The organism is Ruegeria sp. N11 (assembly GCF_056531525.1).
Genome location: NZ_JBQFLX010000001.1, coordinates 55,125 through 67,746 on the forward strand (window position 1 = coordinate 55,125; position 12,622 = coordinate 67,746).

The 12,622-nt window shown below is 59.0% G+C and carries 14 protein-coding genes; 3 read left to right on the top strand and 11 right to left on the bottom strand.

Going from position 1 to position 12,622, the window contains the following annotated elements; translation table 11 throughout:
* Nucleotides 1–45 precede the first annotated feature (45 nt).
* Nucleotides 46–969 (top strand): lysophospholipid acyltransferase family protein, encoded by a 924-nt coding sequence (locus ACR0J8_RS00320; protein WP_480522541.1) that lies wholly within the window; start codon nt 46–48, stop codon nt 967–969.
* Between the two features lies 1 nt (nt 970).
* Here ACR0J8_RS00320 and ACR0J8_RS00325 read toward each other — a convergent pair whose 3' ends face one another.
* On the bottom strand, nt 971–1,663 hold the full coding sequence (locus ACR0J8_RS00325; RefSeq protein WP_480888661.1) for a DUF1223 domain-containing protein: 693 nt from the start codon (nt 1,661–1,663) through the stop codon (nt 971–973).
* A 235-nt stretch (nt 1,664–1,898) separates the two neighbouring features.
* Between ACR0J8_RS00325 and acnA the strand changes: the two genes are divergently transcribed.
* Nucleotides 1,899–4,589: an aconitate hydratase AcnA gene (acnA, locus tag ACR0J8_RS00330; RefSeq protein WP_480522544.1), complete on the top strand. Its 2,691-nt coding sequence runs from the start codon at nt 1,899–1,901 to the stop codon at nt 4,587–4,589.
* Nucleotides 4,590–4,733: 144 nt separating this feature from the next.
* Nucleotides 4,734–5,435, top strand: coding sequence for an SDR family NAD(P)-dependent oxidoreductase (locus tag ACR0J8_RS00335; protein ID WP_480522545.1), 702 nt, complete (start codon nt 4,734–4,736; stop codon nt 5,433–5,435).
* Between the two features lie 25 nt (nt 5,436–5,460).
* Here ACR0J8_RS00335 and ACR0J8_RS00340 read toward each other — a convergent pair whose 3' ends face one another.
* The 10 genes from ACR0J8_RS00340 to yajC all read right to left on the bottom strand — a co-directional run bounded on the left by ACR0J8_RS00340 (nt 5,461) and on the right by yajC (nt 12,452).
* On the bottom strand, nt 5,461–6,000 hold the full coding sequence (locus tag ACR0J8_RS00340; RefSeq protein WP_170610201.1) for a DsbE family thiol:disulfide interchange protein: 540 nt from the start codon (nt 5,998–6,000) through the stop codon (nt 5,461–5,463).
* The gene (ccmD, locus tag ACR0J8_RS00345; protein WP_480522546.1) at nt 5,993–6,151 is read right to left on the bottom strand and encodes a heme exporter protein CcmD; all 159 of its coding nucleotides are present in this window, start codon (nt 6,149–6,151) and stop codon (nt 5,993–5,995) included. Before ccmD ends, ACR0J8_RS00340 begins: the two co-directional genes overlap by 8 nt.
* Entirely contained in the window at nt 6,148–6,921 is a 774-nt protein-coding gene (locus ACR0J8_RS00350) for a heme ABC transporter permease (protein ID WP_480522548.1), read from the bottom strand. Before ACR0J8_RS00350 ends, ccmD begins: the two co-directional genes overlap by 4 nt.
* Nucleotides 6,922–6,982: 61 nt before the next feature.
* Nucleotides 6,983–7,639: a heme exporter protein CcmB gene (ccmB, locus tag ACR0J8_RS00355; protein WP_170610195.1), complete on the bottom strand. Its 657-nt coding sequence runs from the start codon at nt 7,637–7,639 to the stop codon at nt 6,983–6,985.
* Entirely contained in the window at nt 7,636–8,250 is a 615-nt protein-coding gene (gene ccmA / locus ACR0J8_RS00360) for a heme ABC exporter ATP-binding protein CcmA (protein WP_480522550.1), read from the bottom strand. Before ccmA ends, ccmB begins: the two co-directional genes overlap by 4 nt.
* Before the next feature lie 147 nt (nt 8,251–8,397).
* Complete coding sequence (locus ACR0J8_RS00365) at nt 8,398–8,751, bottom strand: Mth938-like domain-containing protein (RefSeq protein WP_480522551.1); 354 nt, start codon at nt 8,749–8,751, stop codon at nt 8,398–8,400.
* Between the two features lie 9 nt (nt 8,752–8,760).
* Nucleotides 8,761–9,507: a sulfite exporter TauE/SafE family protein gene (locus ACR0J8_RS00370; protein ID WP_170610189.1), complete on the bottom strand. Its 747-nt coding sequence runs from the start codon at nt 9,505–9,507 to the stop codon at nt 8,761–8,763.
* Nucleotides 9,500–10,468 carry a protein translocase subunit SecF gene (gene secF / locus ACR0J8_RS00375; RefSeq protein ID WP_170610187.1) on the bottom strand — a complete coding sequence of 323 codons (969 nt, stop codon included), beginning with the start codon at nt 10,466–10,468 and terminating at the stop codon, nt 9,500–9,502. The genes ACR0J8_RS00370 and secF overlap by 8 nt, the downstream gene beginning before the upstream one ends.
* A gap of 1 nt (nt 10,469) precedes the next feature.
* Nucleotides 10,470–12,131 (bottom strand): protein translocase subunit SecD, encoded by a 1,662-nt coding sequence (gene secD, locus ACR0J8_RS00380; protein WP_480888662.1) that lies wholly within the window; start codon nt 12,129–12,131, stop codon nt 10,470–10,472.
* A 33-nt stretch (nt 12,132–12,164) separates the two neighbouring features.
* Entirely contained in the window at nt 12,165–12,452 is a 288-nt protein-coding gene (gene yajC / locus ACR0J8_RS00385) for a preprotein translocase subunit YajC (protein ID WP_170610183.1), read from the bottom strand.
* Nucleotides 12,453–12,622 lie beyond the last annotated feature (170 nt).

The following is a 12,622-nucleotide window of genomic DNA, read 5'->3' on the forward strand; positions in this document are numbered from 1 at the left end:
CTGTATGTCTGAGCCCGCAAATCGAATATCTGGTGAGACACCTACATGCCCGTCGAAAAGTCGGAACTGAGCCGCTTTGAGCTTGGTAAATACTACATCACCAGCCTTTTCCTCAAAGCTGTAATCGGTACGATGCGGCTATTGCCGTACGAACGGCGCATTGCGGCAATGGGTGCCATTGTGCGCGGCCTGTCGCCGATTGTTGGCTTCACAAACCGCGTGCGCCGCAACCTCAAACTGACATGCCCCGATCTGCCCGATGCCGAGGTTCGCCGCATTTGCAGCGCCGTTCCCGACAATGCGGGCCGGGCGATCATGGAGCATTTTTCGCCCGAAGGCTTTTCCGAGCGGCAGAAGGATGCCAAAATTTCGGGTCCCGGCATCGCTGCTTTTGATGCCGCCGTGGCCGAAGGCAAACCGGTCATGATGATTACCGCGCATTTCGGACACTACCTCGCGGCCCGAGTCGCGCTGCAGAACCACAGCGGCAAACCCATCGGTTGCCTGTATCGCCGAATGGCCAACCCGTATTTCAACGACATTTACGTTGAAGCTTTCTACAAAACCGGTGAGCCGATGTTCGAACAGGGCCGTCGGGGTATGGTCGAAATGGTTCGTTCGCTCAAAAAAGGCGGGATCATCGCCATCGTGTCCGACCTGCACGCCCAGGGCGGTGAGGATCTGACTTTTTTCGGCAAACCGGCTGTCACCTCGGTTTTGAATGCTGAACTGGCGATCAAATATGGTGCCGTGCTGATCCCATGCTATGCAGTGCGCCAGCCGAACGGGATCGATTTCGAGATCATTCTGCATGATCCTGTTCCGCATACTGACGCCAAAACAATGACCCAGTTCACCAATGATGATCTTGAAGCCGTGGTTCGCAAACACATGGGTCAGTGGTTTTGGATTCACCGACGCTGGAAAACATGGAACGGGCTGGGGGTTCAGCCGGAAGATATGCCCTAATTCATTTTGCCTTGGCTGCAGCAACGATGGGGCCGTGCCCCGTTTTCTGCACCAGCACAACCGCAGGAAGATCCGAGGTCAACACCGTCGAAAACCGCTGTGGCGCGACCCCGTCCCACTGCCCGGCGCTCTGCCAGGATTCGACAACATTGGCATAGTCCAGTTCGTGTCCCGCCAACTCGCCCCTGCGGATCGAGGCGTGTCGCATCGGAGAATACTGAACGACACGCACGTCATACGTCTCTCCAACCGGTAGGTTGACGGGCGTCACATCCACAACAACGTCGTTCCCAGTCCGGCTGGCATTGACTGAAGCCTTAGGGGTGGCTTTGAGATGCGCGTCAATCAGTCGGTTCAGTTCCCGCAATTGCGCGCCAACGATGTCCTGTTGGCCGTTTATCACCATCTGCGGTGTGTAAATCATCGACCGCCCGCCCTGACGGGCATAGGCGCGTTGGCGCGTGGTATGATCGGGATCGGCAAATTCGTCCTTCCAGCCGATGTAGTCCCAGTAGTCGACGTGTAGCGCCAGCCCGATGACGTCGTCGCGCTTGACCAGATCATGCAGGATTCGATCCGCAGGCGGGCAGGATGAACAGCCTTGAGAGGTGAAAAGTTCTACAACGACGGGATCGTTTTCAGCCAGAACCGGTGCCGCCAGTAGCAATGACGCAAGCGTTGAAAAGATAGTCATTCTGAACATGGCGGCCTCGGTTTGGTCGGTTGCCAGACAGGTTTAGACCGTTCAAAGATCAACCGCCAATCAAGGTTTCTTGAGACCTATGACACCCAAATTGTAAAAAATGTGTGCAATGGTATACAAAAATTGCCGCACTTGTCGTGTTGGACCTTGAACCAAGGCTAAACGTGATGCAGATACCCCTCAGCGAATCCCATAATCCACGTCATTTTGAGAGGGAGGCCATTAGATGCCCATCAAAGTCGGACAGGATACCGCCAAGACACGCCGCAGCCTGAGCGTGAATGGCAAGTCCATTTCCTATTACTCGATCCCCGCCGCGCAAGAGGCCGGTCTGGGCGATTTTTCCAAGCTTCCCGCCGCGCTGAAAGTTGTGCTGGAAAACATGTTGCGGTTCGAAGATGACGGCTTTTCGGTCTCAGTCGACGACATCAAGGCTTTTGCCGAATGGGGTGCCAAGGGCGGCAAGAACCCGCGCGAGATCGCCTATCGTCCGGCGCGCGTCCTGATGCAGGACTTCACCGGCGTTCCTGCCGTGGTCGACCTTGCCGCGATGCGCGACGGCATCAAGGGTCTGGGCGGCGATGCTCAGAAGATCAATCCGTTGAACCCGGTTGATCTGGTCATCGACCACTCGGTCATGATTGACGAATTCGGCAACCCGCGCGCGTTCCAGATGAATGTGGACCGCGAATATGAGCGGAACATGGAGCGTTACCAGTTCTTGAAGTGGGGACAGTCGGCCTTCAACAACTTCCGCGTTGTGCCCCCCGGAACCGGTATCTGCCACCAGGTGAACCTGGAGTATCTGGCGCAGACCGTCTGGACAGACACTGACCAGAATGGGGATGAAGTCGCCTACCCCGACACGCTTGTCGGCACTGACAGCCACACCACCATGGTCAACGGCATGGCCGTTCTGGGTTGGGGCGTCGGCGGAATCGAGGCCGAGGCCGCAATGCTGGGTCAGCCGATCTCGATGCTGATCCCCGAAGTCATCGGCTTTGAACTGACCGGCGATTTGGTCGAAGGCACCACCGGGACCGACCTTGTTCTGAAGGTCGTGGAAATGCTGCGTGAAAAAGGCGTCGTGGGCAAATTCGTCGAGTTCTACGGCGAGGGTCTGGACCGTCTGCCGCTGGCCGACCGTGCGACCATCGCCAACATGGCGCCGGAATACGGCGCGACCTGTGGTTTCTTCCCGATCGACGGTGAAACGCTGCGCTACCTGCGCAACACCGGCCGTGACGAAGATCGCATCGCACTGGTCGAAGCCTACGCCAAAGAAAACGGTTTCTGGCGCGATGAGAACTATGCGCCGATCTACACCGACACCCTGTCGCTGGACATGGGCACCATCGTTCCCGCGATCTCGGGCCCGAAACGCCCGCAGGACTATGTCGCACTGACCAACGCCAAGGCCGCTTTCACCAAGGAAATGGCCGAGACGTTCAAGCGCCCTATGGGCAAGGAAGTCGCCGTCAAAGGCGAAGACTACACCATGGAATCGGGTAAGGTCGTAATCGCCTCGATCACCTCGTGCACCAACACCTCGAACCCATACGTGATGATTGGCGCGGGTCTGGTGGCGCGCAAGGCGGCTGCGCTGGGTCTTGACCGCAAGCCGTGGGTCAAAACCTCGCTGGCACCGGGTTCGCAGGTTGTGTCGGCCTATCTTGAAGCCGCCGGCTTGCAGGAAGATCTGGACCAGATCGGCTTCAACCTTGTCGGTTACGGCTGTACCACCTGTATCGGCAACTCGGGTCCCATACAGAAAGAGCTGTCCGATGCGATTGCCGAAGGCGATTTGGTTGCCACGTCGGTCCTGTCGGGCAACCGCAACTTCGAAGGCCGTATCTCGCCTGACGTACGTGCCAACTATCTGGCCTCACCGCCGCTGGTTGTCGTTTACGCGCTGGCCGGCACGATGGATATCGACCTGACGTCGGAACCGATTGGTCAGGACAAGGACGGCAATGACGTCTTTATGAAAGACATCTGGCCGACCCAGCAGGAAGTTGCGGAACTGGTCGAACAGACCGTGACCCGCGAGGCGTTCCAGTCGAAATACGCCGACGTCTTCAAGGGCGACGAGAAGTGGCAGTCGGTCGAGACCACCGATGCGGAGACCTATGACTGGCCCCCGACCTCGACCTACATTCAGAACCCGCCCTACTTCCAGGGCATGGGGTCCGAGCCTGGCACGATCTCGAATATCGATGGTGCCAAGGTTCTACTGATCCTGGGTGACATGATCACCACCGACCACATCTCGCCTGCAGGTTCCTTTGCGACGACAACTCCGGCCGGTAAGTATCTGACGGACCGTCAGGTTCAGCCGCGCGAGTTCAACTCGTACGGGTCGCGCCGCGGCAACCACGAGGTCATGATGCGCGGCACTTTTGCCAACATCCGCGTCAAAAACGAGATGCTGGACGGCGTCGAAGGCGGCTATACCAAGGGCCCTGATGGCGAACAGACCTCGGTCTACGAGGCGTCGATGGCTTATCAGGAACAGGGCGTTCCGCTGGTCGTCTTTGGCGGCGAGCAGTACGGCGCGGGGTCTTCGCGTGACTGGGCGGCCAAAGGCACGGCACTACTGGGCGTCAAGGCCGTGATCGCTGAAAGCTTCGAGCGTATTCACCGTTCGAACCTGGTTGGCATGGGTGTTATCCCGTTCGAGTTTACCGGTGGCGATACTCGTAAATCGCTGGGTCTGAAGGGGGATGAAACGGTTTCGATCCACGGTCTGGATACCATCCAGCCGCTGCAAGAGGTTCCCTGTACCATCGTCTATGGTGACGGTTCCGAGAAGACCATCAGCCTCAAGTGCCGCATCGATACCGCGCCCGAGATCGAGTACATCGAGAACGGCGGCGTGCTGCACTATGTGTTGCGGAACCTGGCCAAAGCTGGCTGAGCCGGACCAGATATAGCTTTTTGAAGGGCGCCCTTTGCGGGCGCCTTTCTCTTGCGCGGCATTGCCTCGCTCTACAGGGTATTTTTAAACAGAAGAAGTTGCCTTTTGCCCCCAATCCCGTTCTGGTGTGGGCAGGAGAAGCAGATGAAAAAAGTGGCATTGGTTACGGGCGGCGCACGGGGAATTGGACGTGCGATTGTCGAGGAACTGGAAAAAGATCATCGGGTGGCATTCACATGGCGCTCCACTGAGCCGGTCCATTGGAAAGCGAACCACAACCTGCTGTCAATACGGTCTGACCTGACGCAAAAGGACCAGCCAGAAGCTGTCATAGCACAAGTTCTGGATCATTTCGGCCAGTTGGATGTGATCGTGAACAACGCCGGTCTGGTTGCCTCGACTCCGAAAGAGTATTTTGAAGCGGAAGACCATCGGGCGATCCTGGATCTGAACCTTCTGGTTCCGGCCGCATTGCTGGCAGCGGCCCTGCCGCACCTGCAACCAGGGACGGCCATCGTCAGCATTTCTTCGGTCAATTCGGTTCTGCCACCACGTGACGCGGTCACTTACGGTGCCAGCAAAGCGGCGCTGAACCTCTGGACCCGCGCGATGGCGAAAGAGCTTGGGCCGGCCGGAGTTCGCGTCAATGCGGTCGCGCCAGGTGCGATCAACATCCCCGAGGCACCACGTCCGGATGACCTGACCGAGTTATTCGTCAAGGACACCGCGCTGGGACGCGCTGGAACCCCAAGCGATATTGCTGGGGCCGTGCGATTTCTGTGTTCCGACGCGGCGTCCTTCATAACCGGAGAGGTTCTGACAGTCTCGGGCGGATATCGCCTTTGAATGCAGTCGGCCCAAGCTTACCAGCCTATTGCACTGCCGCCTTCTCCAGTGCAGGGCGGATCGTGCTTGCGATGACGCGCTGGGTGATTGGCCCGGCATGGCGCAGAATGATGGTGCCCTCGCCGTCAATCACATAGGTCTCAGGTACGCCGTAGACGCCCCAGTCCAACCCCATACGCCCCTGCTCATCCCGTCCGATCCCGGCGTAGGGATCGCCCAGTTCGGTCAGAAAAGCTTCGGCATTACCCAACGGGTCTTTGTAATTGATGCCGTAGATCGGAATGCCTTCCTGCGCCAGAGCCTCCAGATTCGGGTGTTCGGCCCGGCACGGGGCGCACCAGCTGGCCCAGTAGTTGACCAGCTTGACCTCTCCGTCGCGCAGGGTGGCATCGTCGAAGCCGGATTTGCCTGGGAACTCAGTCATGACGACGGGCGGCGCGGTCTGGCCTTCCCGGGCCGAGGGCAATGCATTGGGGTCGTCGCGGAACATCCCGATTCCCGCCAAAACGGCAAACGCGCCAAAGATCAGCGGCGGCGCGATCATAAGTGGCGAGATCTTAGCCATTACGCGTCATCCTCTGTTCGATTTTTTCCATTTCGGCGCGCACCTTGCGTCCGCGCAGCACGCTGAACACGATCAGGGCAACCAAAAGGACAATCGAGGCCGCATAGGCCGACAAAACCGTATCCGCATATTTACCAAGATCGGGGATCATCCGCCCACCCTTTCCCGTGCCAGCAGCGCCTTGATCCGGCGCGCCCGGATTTCCGTGCCGGTGCGATACAGCACCAGCGCGATGAACAGAAGGACAAAGCCAACGATGCACAAAAGCAGCGGGTAGAAATAGATGTTGCTGACCTTCTCTTCGGTATCCGCCCCGGTCACAGCTGCAGCGCGCATCACGGATGCACCCTGATGCAGACCCTGATTCCAGAAATTCACCGCATAGCGGCTGAGGATCGCAAAGACCGACCCCACCAGACACAACACCGATGTCAGGTCGGCCGCCGTATCGGGGTCTTCGATGGCCTCCCACAGCGCGACGTAGCCCAGATAGAACAGGAAGAGAATCAGGAACGAGGTCAGGCGCGGATCCCAGGCCCACCATGTTCCCCACATCGGCTGCCCCCAGATCGCGCCGGTTGCCAGTGCGATCAGTGTCATGACTATTCCGACCGGTGCCGCAGCCCGCGCAGCCAGCGCGCTGACATGATGGCGCCGCACCAGCCAGACCAGCGATGTCGCCAGCATCATCAGCCAGCAATTGATCGCCATCAAAGCGGCGGGCACATGCAGATAGATGATCTTGACGGTCGAGCCCTGTTTGTAGTCGTCAGGGGTAAAGAAAAACCCCCAGATCAGGCCGACGACAATGCAAACCGTCGAGGTGACCCAGAAGAACGGCAGCACACGTTCACTGGTGGCAAGAAACTTGCGCGGGTTGGCATATTCCCAGAGGGCGTTGGCTTTGGCTGCAATCGACATGGGCTCTATCTAGTCCGACTCGGGTCTGTTCTCAATTGACATCAGTCAAAGTTGTGGCGGTTCACCGCAGATTGATCCGCAGCACGGCGGCGCTGGCAAAGGGCAGCAGGGCTATGGTCGCTGCCGTGATTCCGGCCAGCATCAACAGGGGCGTTTGTGTTTCCATGCCAGTCGCGCCCCGCCGGGCGACTTCGGCACCGAAAATCAGCGTCGGCACGTAAAGCGGAAGAACCAGCAGTGACAGCAGCAGTCCGCCACGTTTGAGCCCCACGGTCAGCGCCGCGCCAAACGTGCCGATGACGCTCATCGCCGGGGTGCCGATCAGCAGCGAGATGACCAACCAGAAAAAACCCGGCGCAGGCAGGTTCAGCAAAACGCCCAGAAACGGCGCGGCCAGAACCAACGGCAAGCCGGTGGTCAGCCAATGGGCCAGCGCCTTGATCGTCACGACAGCCTCGAGCGGCAGCGGCGCGGTGGCCAGCAGGTCCAGCGATCCGTCCTCCCAATCCAGTGCCAGAAGACGATCCAGCGACAAGAGGCACGCCAACAGCGCCCCCAGCCATAGGACGCCCGGTGCGATAGTCGACAGCAGCGAGGATTGCGGCCCAACGGAAAACGGTACCAGAACGGTCACGATCAGAAAAAAGGCCAGACCCAGACCAAAACCCCCGCCCGCACGGAAGGCCAGCTTCAGGTCGCGCAAAAGCAAGGCGATCACAGGAAACCTCCGTCAAAGTCGTCGATGGGTTTTGGTTTGGCCTTGTTGGGACCGACATCCAGAACCTCTCCGTCCAGCCCGAGGTCGATATGAGTGGCGATCAGGGCCGAACCACCCTGCCCCAGATGTGCCCGCACCGCATCGGCGAACATCTGCACGGCATTGCGATCCAGAGACACGGTGGGTTCGTCCAACATCCAGATCGGGCGTCCGGTGACCAGCATCCGGGCCAGACCCAGACGACGTTTCTGACCTGCGGACAGGTTGCCTGCGTGGCGGTCTGCCAGATCATTCAGATCAAAGGCGTCCAGCGCGGGCTGAATGTCCGGTTTGCCAAAAACCGAAGCCCAGAAAGTCAGGTTTTCTGTCACTGACAGGGTGGGTTTCAAACCATCCGAATGCGCGGCATAGGCGATCCGGTCTTCAGCCCCTTCGATCCGGCCAGCCAAGGGCGGCTGCAACCCGGCCAGCGTTCGTAGCAGGGTAGTTTTTCCAATCCCGTTGGGGCCGCGCAGGATCAGTGCGCGACCGGGTTCCAGCACAAAGCTCAGTCCCTCGAGAACAGGGATACCGCCCCGGGTGACGGCAAGATCGCTAACGGTCAGTGTCATGAGTTCCGCTTATCTTATTGCTGCCAGACGCAAAAGGCGGGATTTGCCGCAGGAGAACAGCCTTTGCGTTTTTGGAAGGAAGCGGAGCGAGGGGCCGGCCCCTCGCGCTCCCCGGGATACTTTTGGCCAGATGAAGAGCGGATCCGGTCAAACAGGGATCAGGGCCAGCGCCACGCGCCGGCCTTCGGACAGCAGCACGTTATAGGTACGGCAGGCCGCTGGTGAGTTCATGATCTCGACCCCAAGGCCTGCGTCCTCCAATGCGACACGCAAGTCGGCCGGGATGTGAGACAGTTCAGCGCCGGTGCCGATGAAGACCACATCGACGTCGTCGGACAACTCCAGCAAAGCGTCCTGATTATCGTAGCCGCCCCAACCGGCGGTGCCGGTCGGACCGGTTAGAACAGACCCTTCGTAGACCTGCCCGCCGATGCGGAAGAAGCCGGGACCGTAGCCGTCAACAGGTGCAGAGCTGTTATATGTTATCTCGTTCAAACGCATGGCCCGTGTTTATCCCCAAAGCGGCAAGCCCGACAAGGCCGCAACGGCAATCGCCAGATAGGCGCTTGCACGGTAGATCCTCTCGCGCTCGGGCCGGAAAAGCCACCCTCCGAGCCAGTTTCCAGCCAGATTCGGAACGGCCAGCGCCAGACCCAGCCCGATCGACGCCAGGGTGACCCGGCCCATTCCAGTCAATATCCCAAGCAGCAGGAAATCAAAGGCAAAGAGGAACAACAGAATGGTGGCCCGAACAACTTCAATCGGCAGCGGACGCGACATGTAGAACAGAATGACGGCGGGACCCGGCAACCCTGCGACACCACCAAGGAAACCAGCGGCGGCTCCGATCCCCGCAACCATGGCGCGGCGCACGCGCCCCCGATAGCGCAGGCCAGAGGCAAGTACGGCGAGCATGAACAGTGAGATCAGACTGACCGCGTACCGGAACACCACGGGTTCCACCTGCGTCAGCAGCCACAACCCGATCGGCAAGGTCACCGCACAACCAAGGACCAGCCGCAGAAGATCCGACCGATCGACGGAGGCCCAGGCCCGGCGCAGATTCGGGACCGGACCGAAAATATCCATGACTGTCAGGGCAATCAGCGCACCGAACGGGCCCAGAAATGGCGCGGACAGAGGAAGAAAGATCAGAGCGGTGCCGAACCCGGAAAAACCGCGCACGACACCGCCCAGAAAAGCCGCGAACAAAACGATGGCCAGCCCCGCCGGGGACTGGCCCGAAAGCTCAGGCATCGATGTTTGCGAACTGGTTGCCCGCCGTGTTTGACGGCTTGGACCAGTCGCGCTTGACCCCCAGCCACAGCAAGATGGTCGATGCCACGAAGACCGAGGAATAGGTACCCACGATCACGCCCCATATCATCGCAAAGACAAAGCCGCGGATCACGTCACCGCCCAGTACATACAACGAAATCAGCGCCAGCAGAGTGGTGACCGAGGTCATCACCGTCCGGCTGAGTGTTTCGTTGATCGAAAGGTTCAGAACCTCTTTGAGGTCCTTTTTCTTATACTTGCGCAGGTTCTCGCGCACCCGGTCGAACACAACCACTGTGTCGTTCAGAGAGTAGCCGACAATGGTCAGCAGCGCCGCGATGATGGCCAGATCGAAGCGGATCTGCAGCTCTGAAAAGATACCGATGGTCAGGATCACGTCATGTACCAGCGCGGCCACTGCACCCAGGGCAAACTGCCATTCGAACCGCAGCCAGATGTAGACAAGCACCGCAGCGATGGCCAAAGCCACAGCGATTACCGCAGTCTGGATCAGCTCGCCGGACACTTTTGGGCCAACGGATTCGACCGAGACGAACTGAATATCCGGCACCGCAGCTTGCAACGCCCCTTCTACTGCTGTCACGGTAGCAGCGGAAACGGCTTCGGCATCGGCTTGCGCCTGAATGCGGATCATTGCGACGTTTTCGTCCTCGCCGAAAGTCGGATCGAAAATCTCGGTGATGGTCACGTCACCCAGTTCGAGCGGCGCGATGGCATCGCGATAGGTGCCCACATCAATTTCCTGCGCGCTTTGCGTCCGAATCGTGGTGCCGCCGCGAAAGTCGATACCAAAGTTCAGGCCCTGGATCAGGAACGAGGCGAAGCCCACGATCATCAGCAAAGCCGAAATGCCCAGCCAGACTTTCCAGCGGTTGAAGAAATCGAACGAGGTTTCCTTGGGAACAAGTCTCAGTCGCATATCAAACCTCGATCGTTTTGGGGCGGCGGCGTTCGAACCACATGACGATCATCAGGCGCGTCACGAAGATCGCGGTGAAGACCGAGGTCAGAATGCCCAGACCCAGAGTGATGGCAAAGCCGCGCACCGGACCGCTGCCCATGGCGAACAGGATCGTCGCAGTGATAAATGTAGTGACGTTGGCGTCCAGAATGGCCGACAGCGCCTTTTCATATCCCAGCTCGATAGCGCGTGAGGGCCCTCTGGCGGATTTCAGTTCCTCGCGTATGCGCTCAAAAATCAGCACGTTGGCGTCGACTGCCATACCAACCGTCAGAACGATGCCCGCAATACCCGGCAGGGTCAGCGTTGCACCGATCACCGAAAGAAGGCCGAACAGCAGACCAACGTTGATGATCAACGCGATATTGGCGAACACTCCGAACAGGCCATAGCTGAGTGCCATGAAGACCAGCACTGCGGCAAAGGCGACCGTGGTGGCCACCTTCCCCGCATCGATGCTGTCCTGCCCCAATTCGGGACCAATCGTACGTTCTTCAAGGAACTCAAGCCCCGCAGGCAGGGCACCGGCGCGCAGCAGCACAGCAAGGTTGGTGCTTTCTTCCACGGTGAAATTGCCGGTGATGATACCGGACCCGCCCGGAATGTGGGATTGGATCACGGGGGCCGAAATCACCTCATCATCCAGCACAATCGCGAACGGTGCGCCGATGTTATCGAGGGTATAGTCGCCGAACTTGCGCGCGCCCGAGGTGTTGAACCGGAAGCTGACTGCGGGGCGGCCGTTCTGGTCGAAGGACGGTTGCGCATCCACCAGTTCTTCACCGGTCACGACCGGAGCGGATTCGATGGTGTAGAATACTTCGCTTTCGTCCAGCGAGGGCACGACTTTTTCACCGATACCCGGTACGGCATCCGGGTCGGTCCCACGGCCCACAACCGGATTAAAGGTCAGTTGCGCGGTCGTTCCGATGATCTCTTTCAACTCACCTGCGCTGCCGACGCCCGGGACCTGAATCAGAATACGGTCCGCACCCTGACGCTGAATGGTGGGTTCGCGTGTTCCGACCTCATCGATACGGCGGCGGATGATTTCCAGCGCCTGACGCACGGTCCGGTCATCCGAAGCCAGTTTCTCGGCTTCGGACAATTGCACGACGATTATGTCACCGTCGGCGCGCGCTTCGATGTCGGTCGCCCCAACACCGGTCAGCGTCTGCACCTGACGCGCAAGACCACGTACAACTTCCAGCCCGCGAGACATGCCTTCGGGTTGGCTGATCCGTACGCGAATCTCATCCGGTGCGGATGGCTGCTTGCGGATGGTGCCTACCGTCCCGCGTTCATCGCGCAGGGCGTCGCGAATTTCCGGCCACATCGCCTCCATTCGGGCTTCGTAGACATCGCTGGTCTGGACTTCGGCCAAGAGATGCGCGCCGCCGCGCAAATCGAGGCCCAGGTTGACTAGAGAAGACGGCAGCCAGTTTGGCCACTGGGCGGCCTCGGCCTGCATTTCCGGAGTATCAATGCCAAGTTCAATGGCGGTTTTGGCGTCGTTCGATTTCTCGACACGCGTATAGAACGCATTCGGCAGGGCCATGAGCAGACCGATCACACAGACCGACCAGATCAGAACCCGCTTCCAGGTATCAATGTGCAGCATTACCCTGCCTTTTCAAGGGATTGTCGCGCGAAGTTATTTCGCAGGCTCGGTCTTGTTCAGAACCTGTGCAATGGTCGATTTGACCACACGCACCTTGACGCCTTCAGCGATTTCAACCTCGATCTCGTTCTCGCCTTCCTTGACCTTGGACACTTTGCCGATCATCCCGCCCTGGGTGACGACCTGATCGCCCCGGCGCACGGCATCGACCATCGCCTGATGTTCCTTCATCTTCTTCTGCTGCGGACGTATCAGCAGGAAATACATGATCGCGAAAATCAGGATCAGCGGGAGAAACTGGGCGATTGCGCCACCTTCCATGGGACATTCCTTTTACTTTGGATCGCGGACAAGTTCCGCAAATTTGGCGGGAACCTATGCTTTGAGGTGTCCGTTTGCAAGCAAAGGCGGCGGTGTAACCCGTCCTGATTGTGTCACCGTGTCGAAAGATGTTTCCAAGCGTTGCAGATATACCCTAGGAACGACGGTCA

Coding starts and splice junctions, on each gene's coding strand:
- ACR0J8_RS00320 (WP_480522541.1), top strand. CDS start 46: ATGCCCGTCGAAAAGTCGGAACTGAGCCGCTTTGAGCTTGGTAAATAC.
- ACR0J8_RS00325 (WP_480888661.1), bottom strand. CDS start 1,663: ATGACTATCTTTTCAACGCTTGCGTCATTGCTACTGGCGGCACCGGTT.
- acnA (WP_480522544.1), top strand. CDS start 1,899: ATGCCCATCAAAGTCGGACAGGATACCGCCAAGACACGCCGCAGCCTG.
- ACR0J8_RS00335 (WP_480522545.1), top strand. CDS start 4,734: ATGAAAAAAGTGGCATTGGTTACGGGCGGCGCACGGGGAATTGGACGT.
- ACR0J8_RS00340 (WP_170610201.1), bottom strand. CDS start 6,000: ATGGCTAAGATCTCGCCACTTATGATCGCGCCGCCGCTGATCTTTGGC.
- ccmD (WP_480522546.1), bottom strand. CDS start 6,151: ATGATCCCCGATCTTGGTAAATATGCGGATACGGTTTTGTCGGCCTAT.
- ACR0J8_RS00350 (WP_480522548.1), bottom strand. CDS start 6,921: ATGTCGATTGCAGCCAAAGCCAACGCCCTCTGGGAATATGCCAACCCG.
- ccmA (WP_480522550.1), bottom strand. CDS start 8,250: ATGACACTGACCGTTAGCGATCTTGCCGTCACCCGGGGCGGTATCCCT.
- ACR0J8_RS00365 (WP_480522551.1), bottom strand. CDS start 8,751: ATGCGTTTGAACGAGATAACATATAACAGCTCTGCACCTGTTGACGGC.
- ACR0J8_RS00370 (WP_170610189.1), bottom strand. CDS start 9,507: ATGCCTGAGCTTTCGGGCCAGTCCCCGGCGGGGCTGGCCATCGTTTTG.
- secF (WP_170610187.1), bottom strand. CDS start 10,468: ATGCGACTGAGACTTGTTCCCAAGGAAACCTCGTTCGATTTCTTCAAC.
- secD (WP_480888662.1), bottom strand. CDS start 12,131: ATGCTGCACATTGATACCTGGAAGCGGGTTCTGATCTGGTCGGTCTGT.
- yajC (WP_170610183.1), bottom strand. CDS start 12,452: ATGGAAGGTGGCGCAATCGCCCAGTTTCTCCCGCTGATCCTGATTTTC.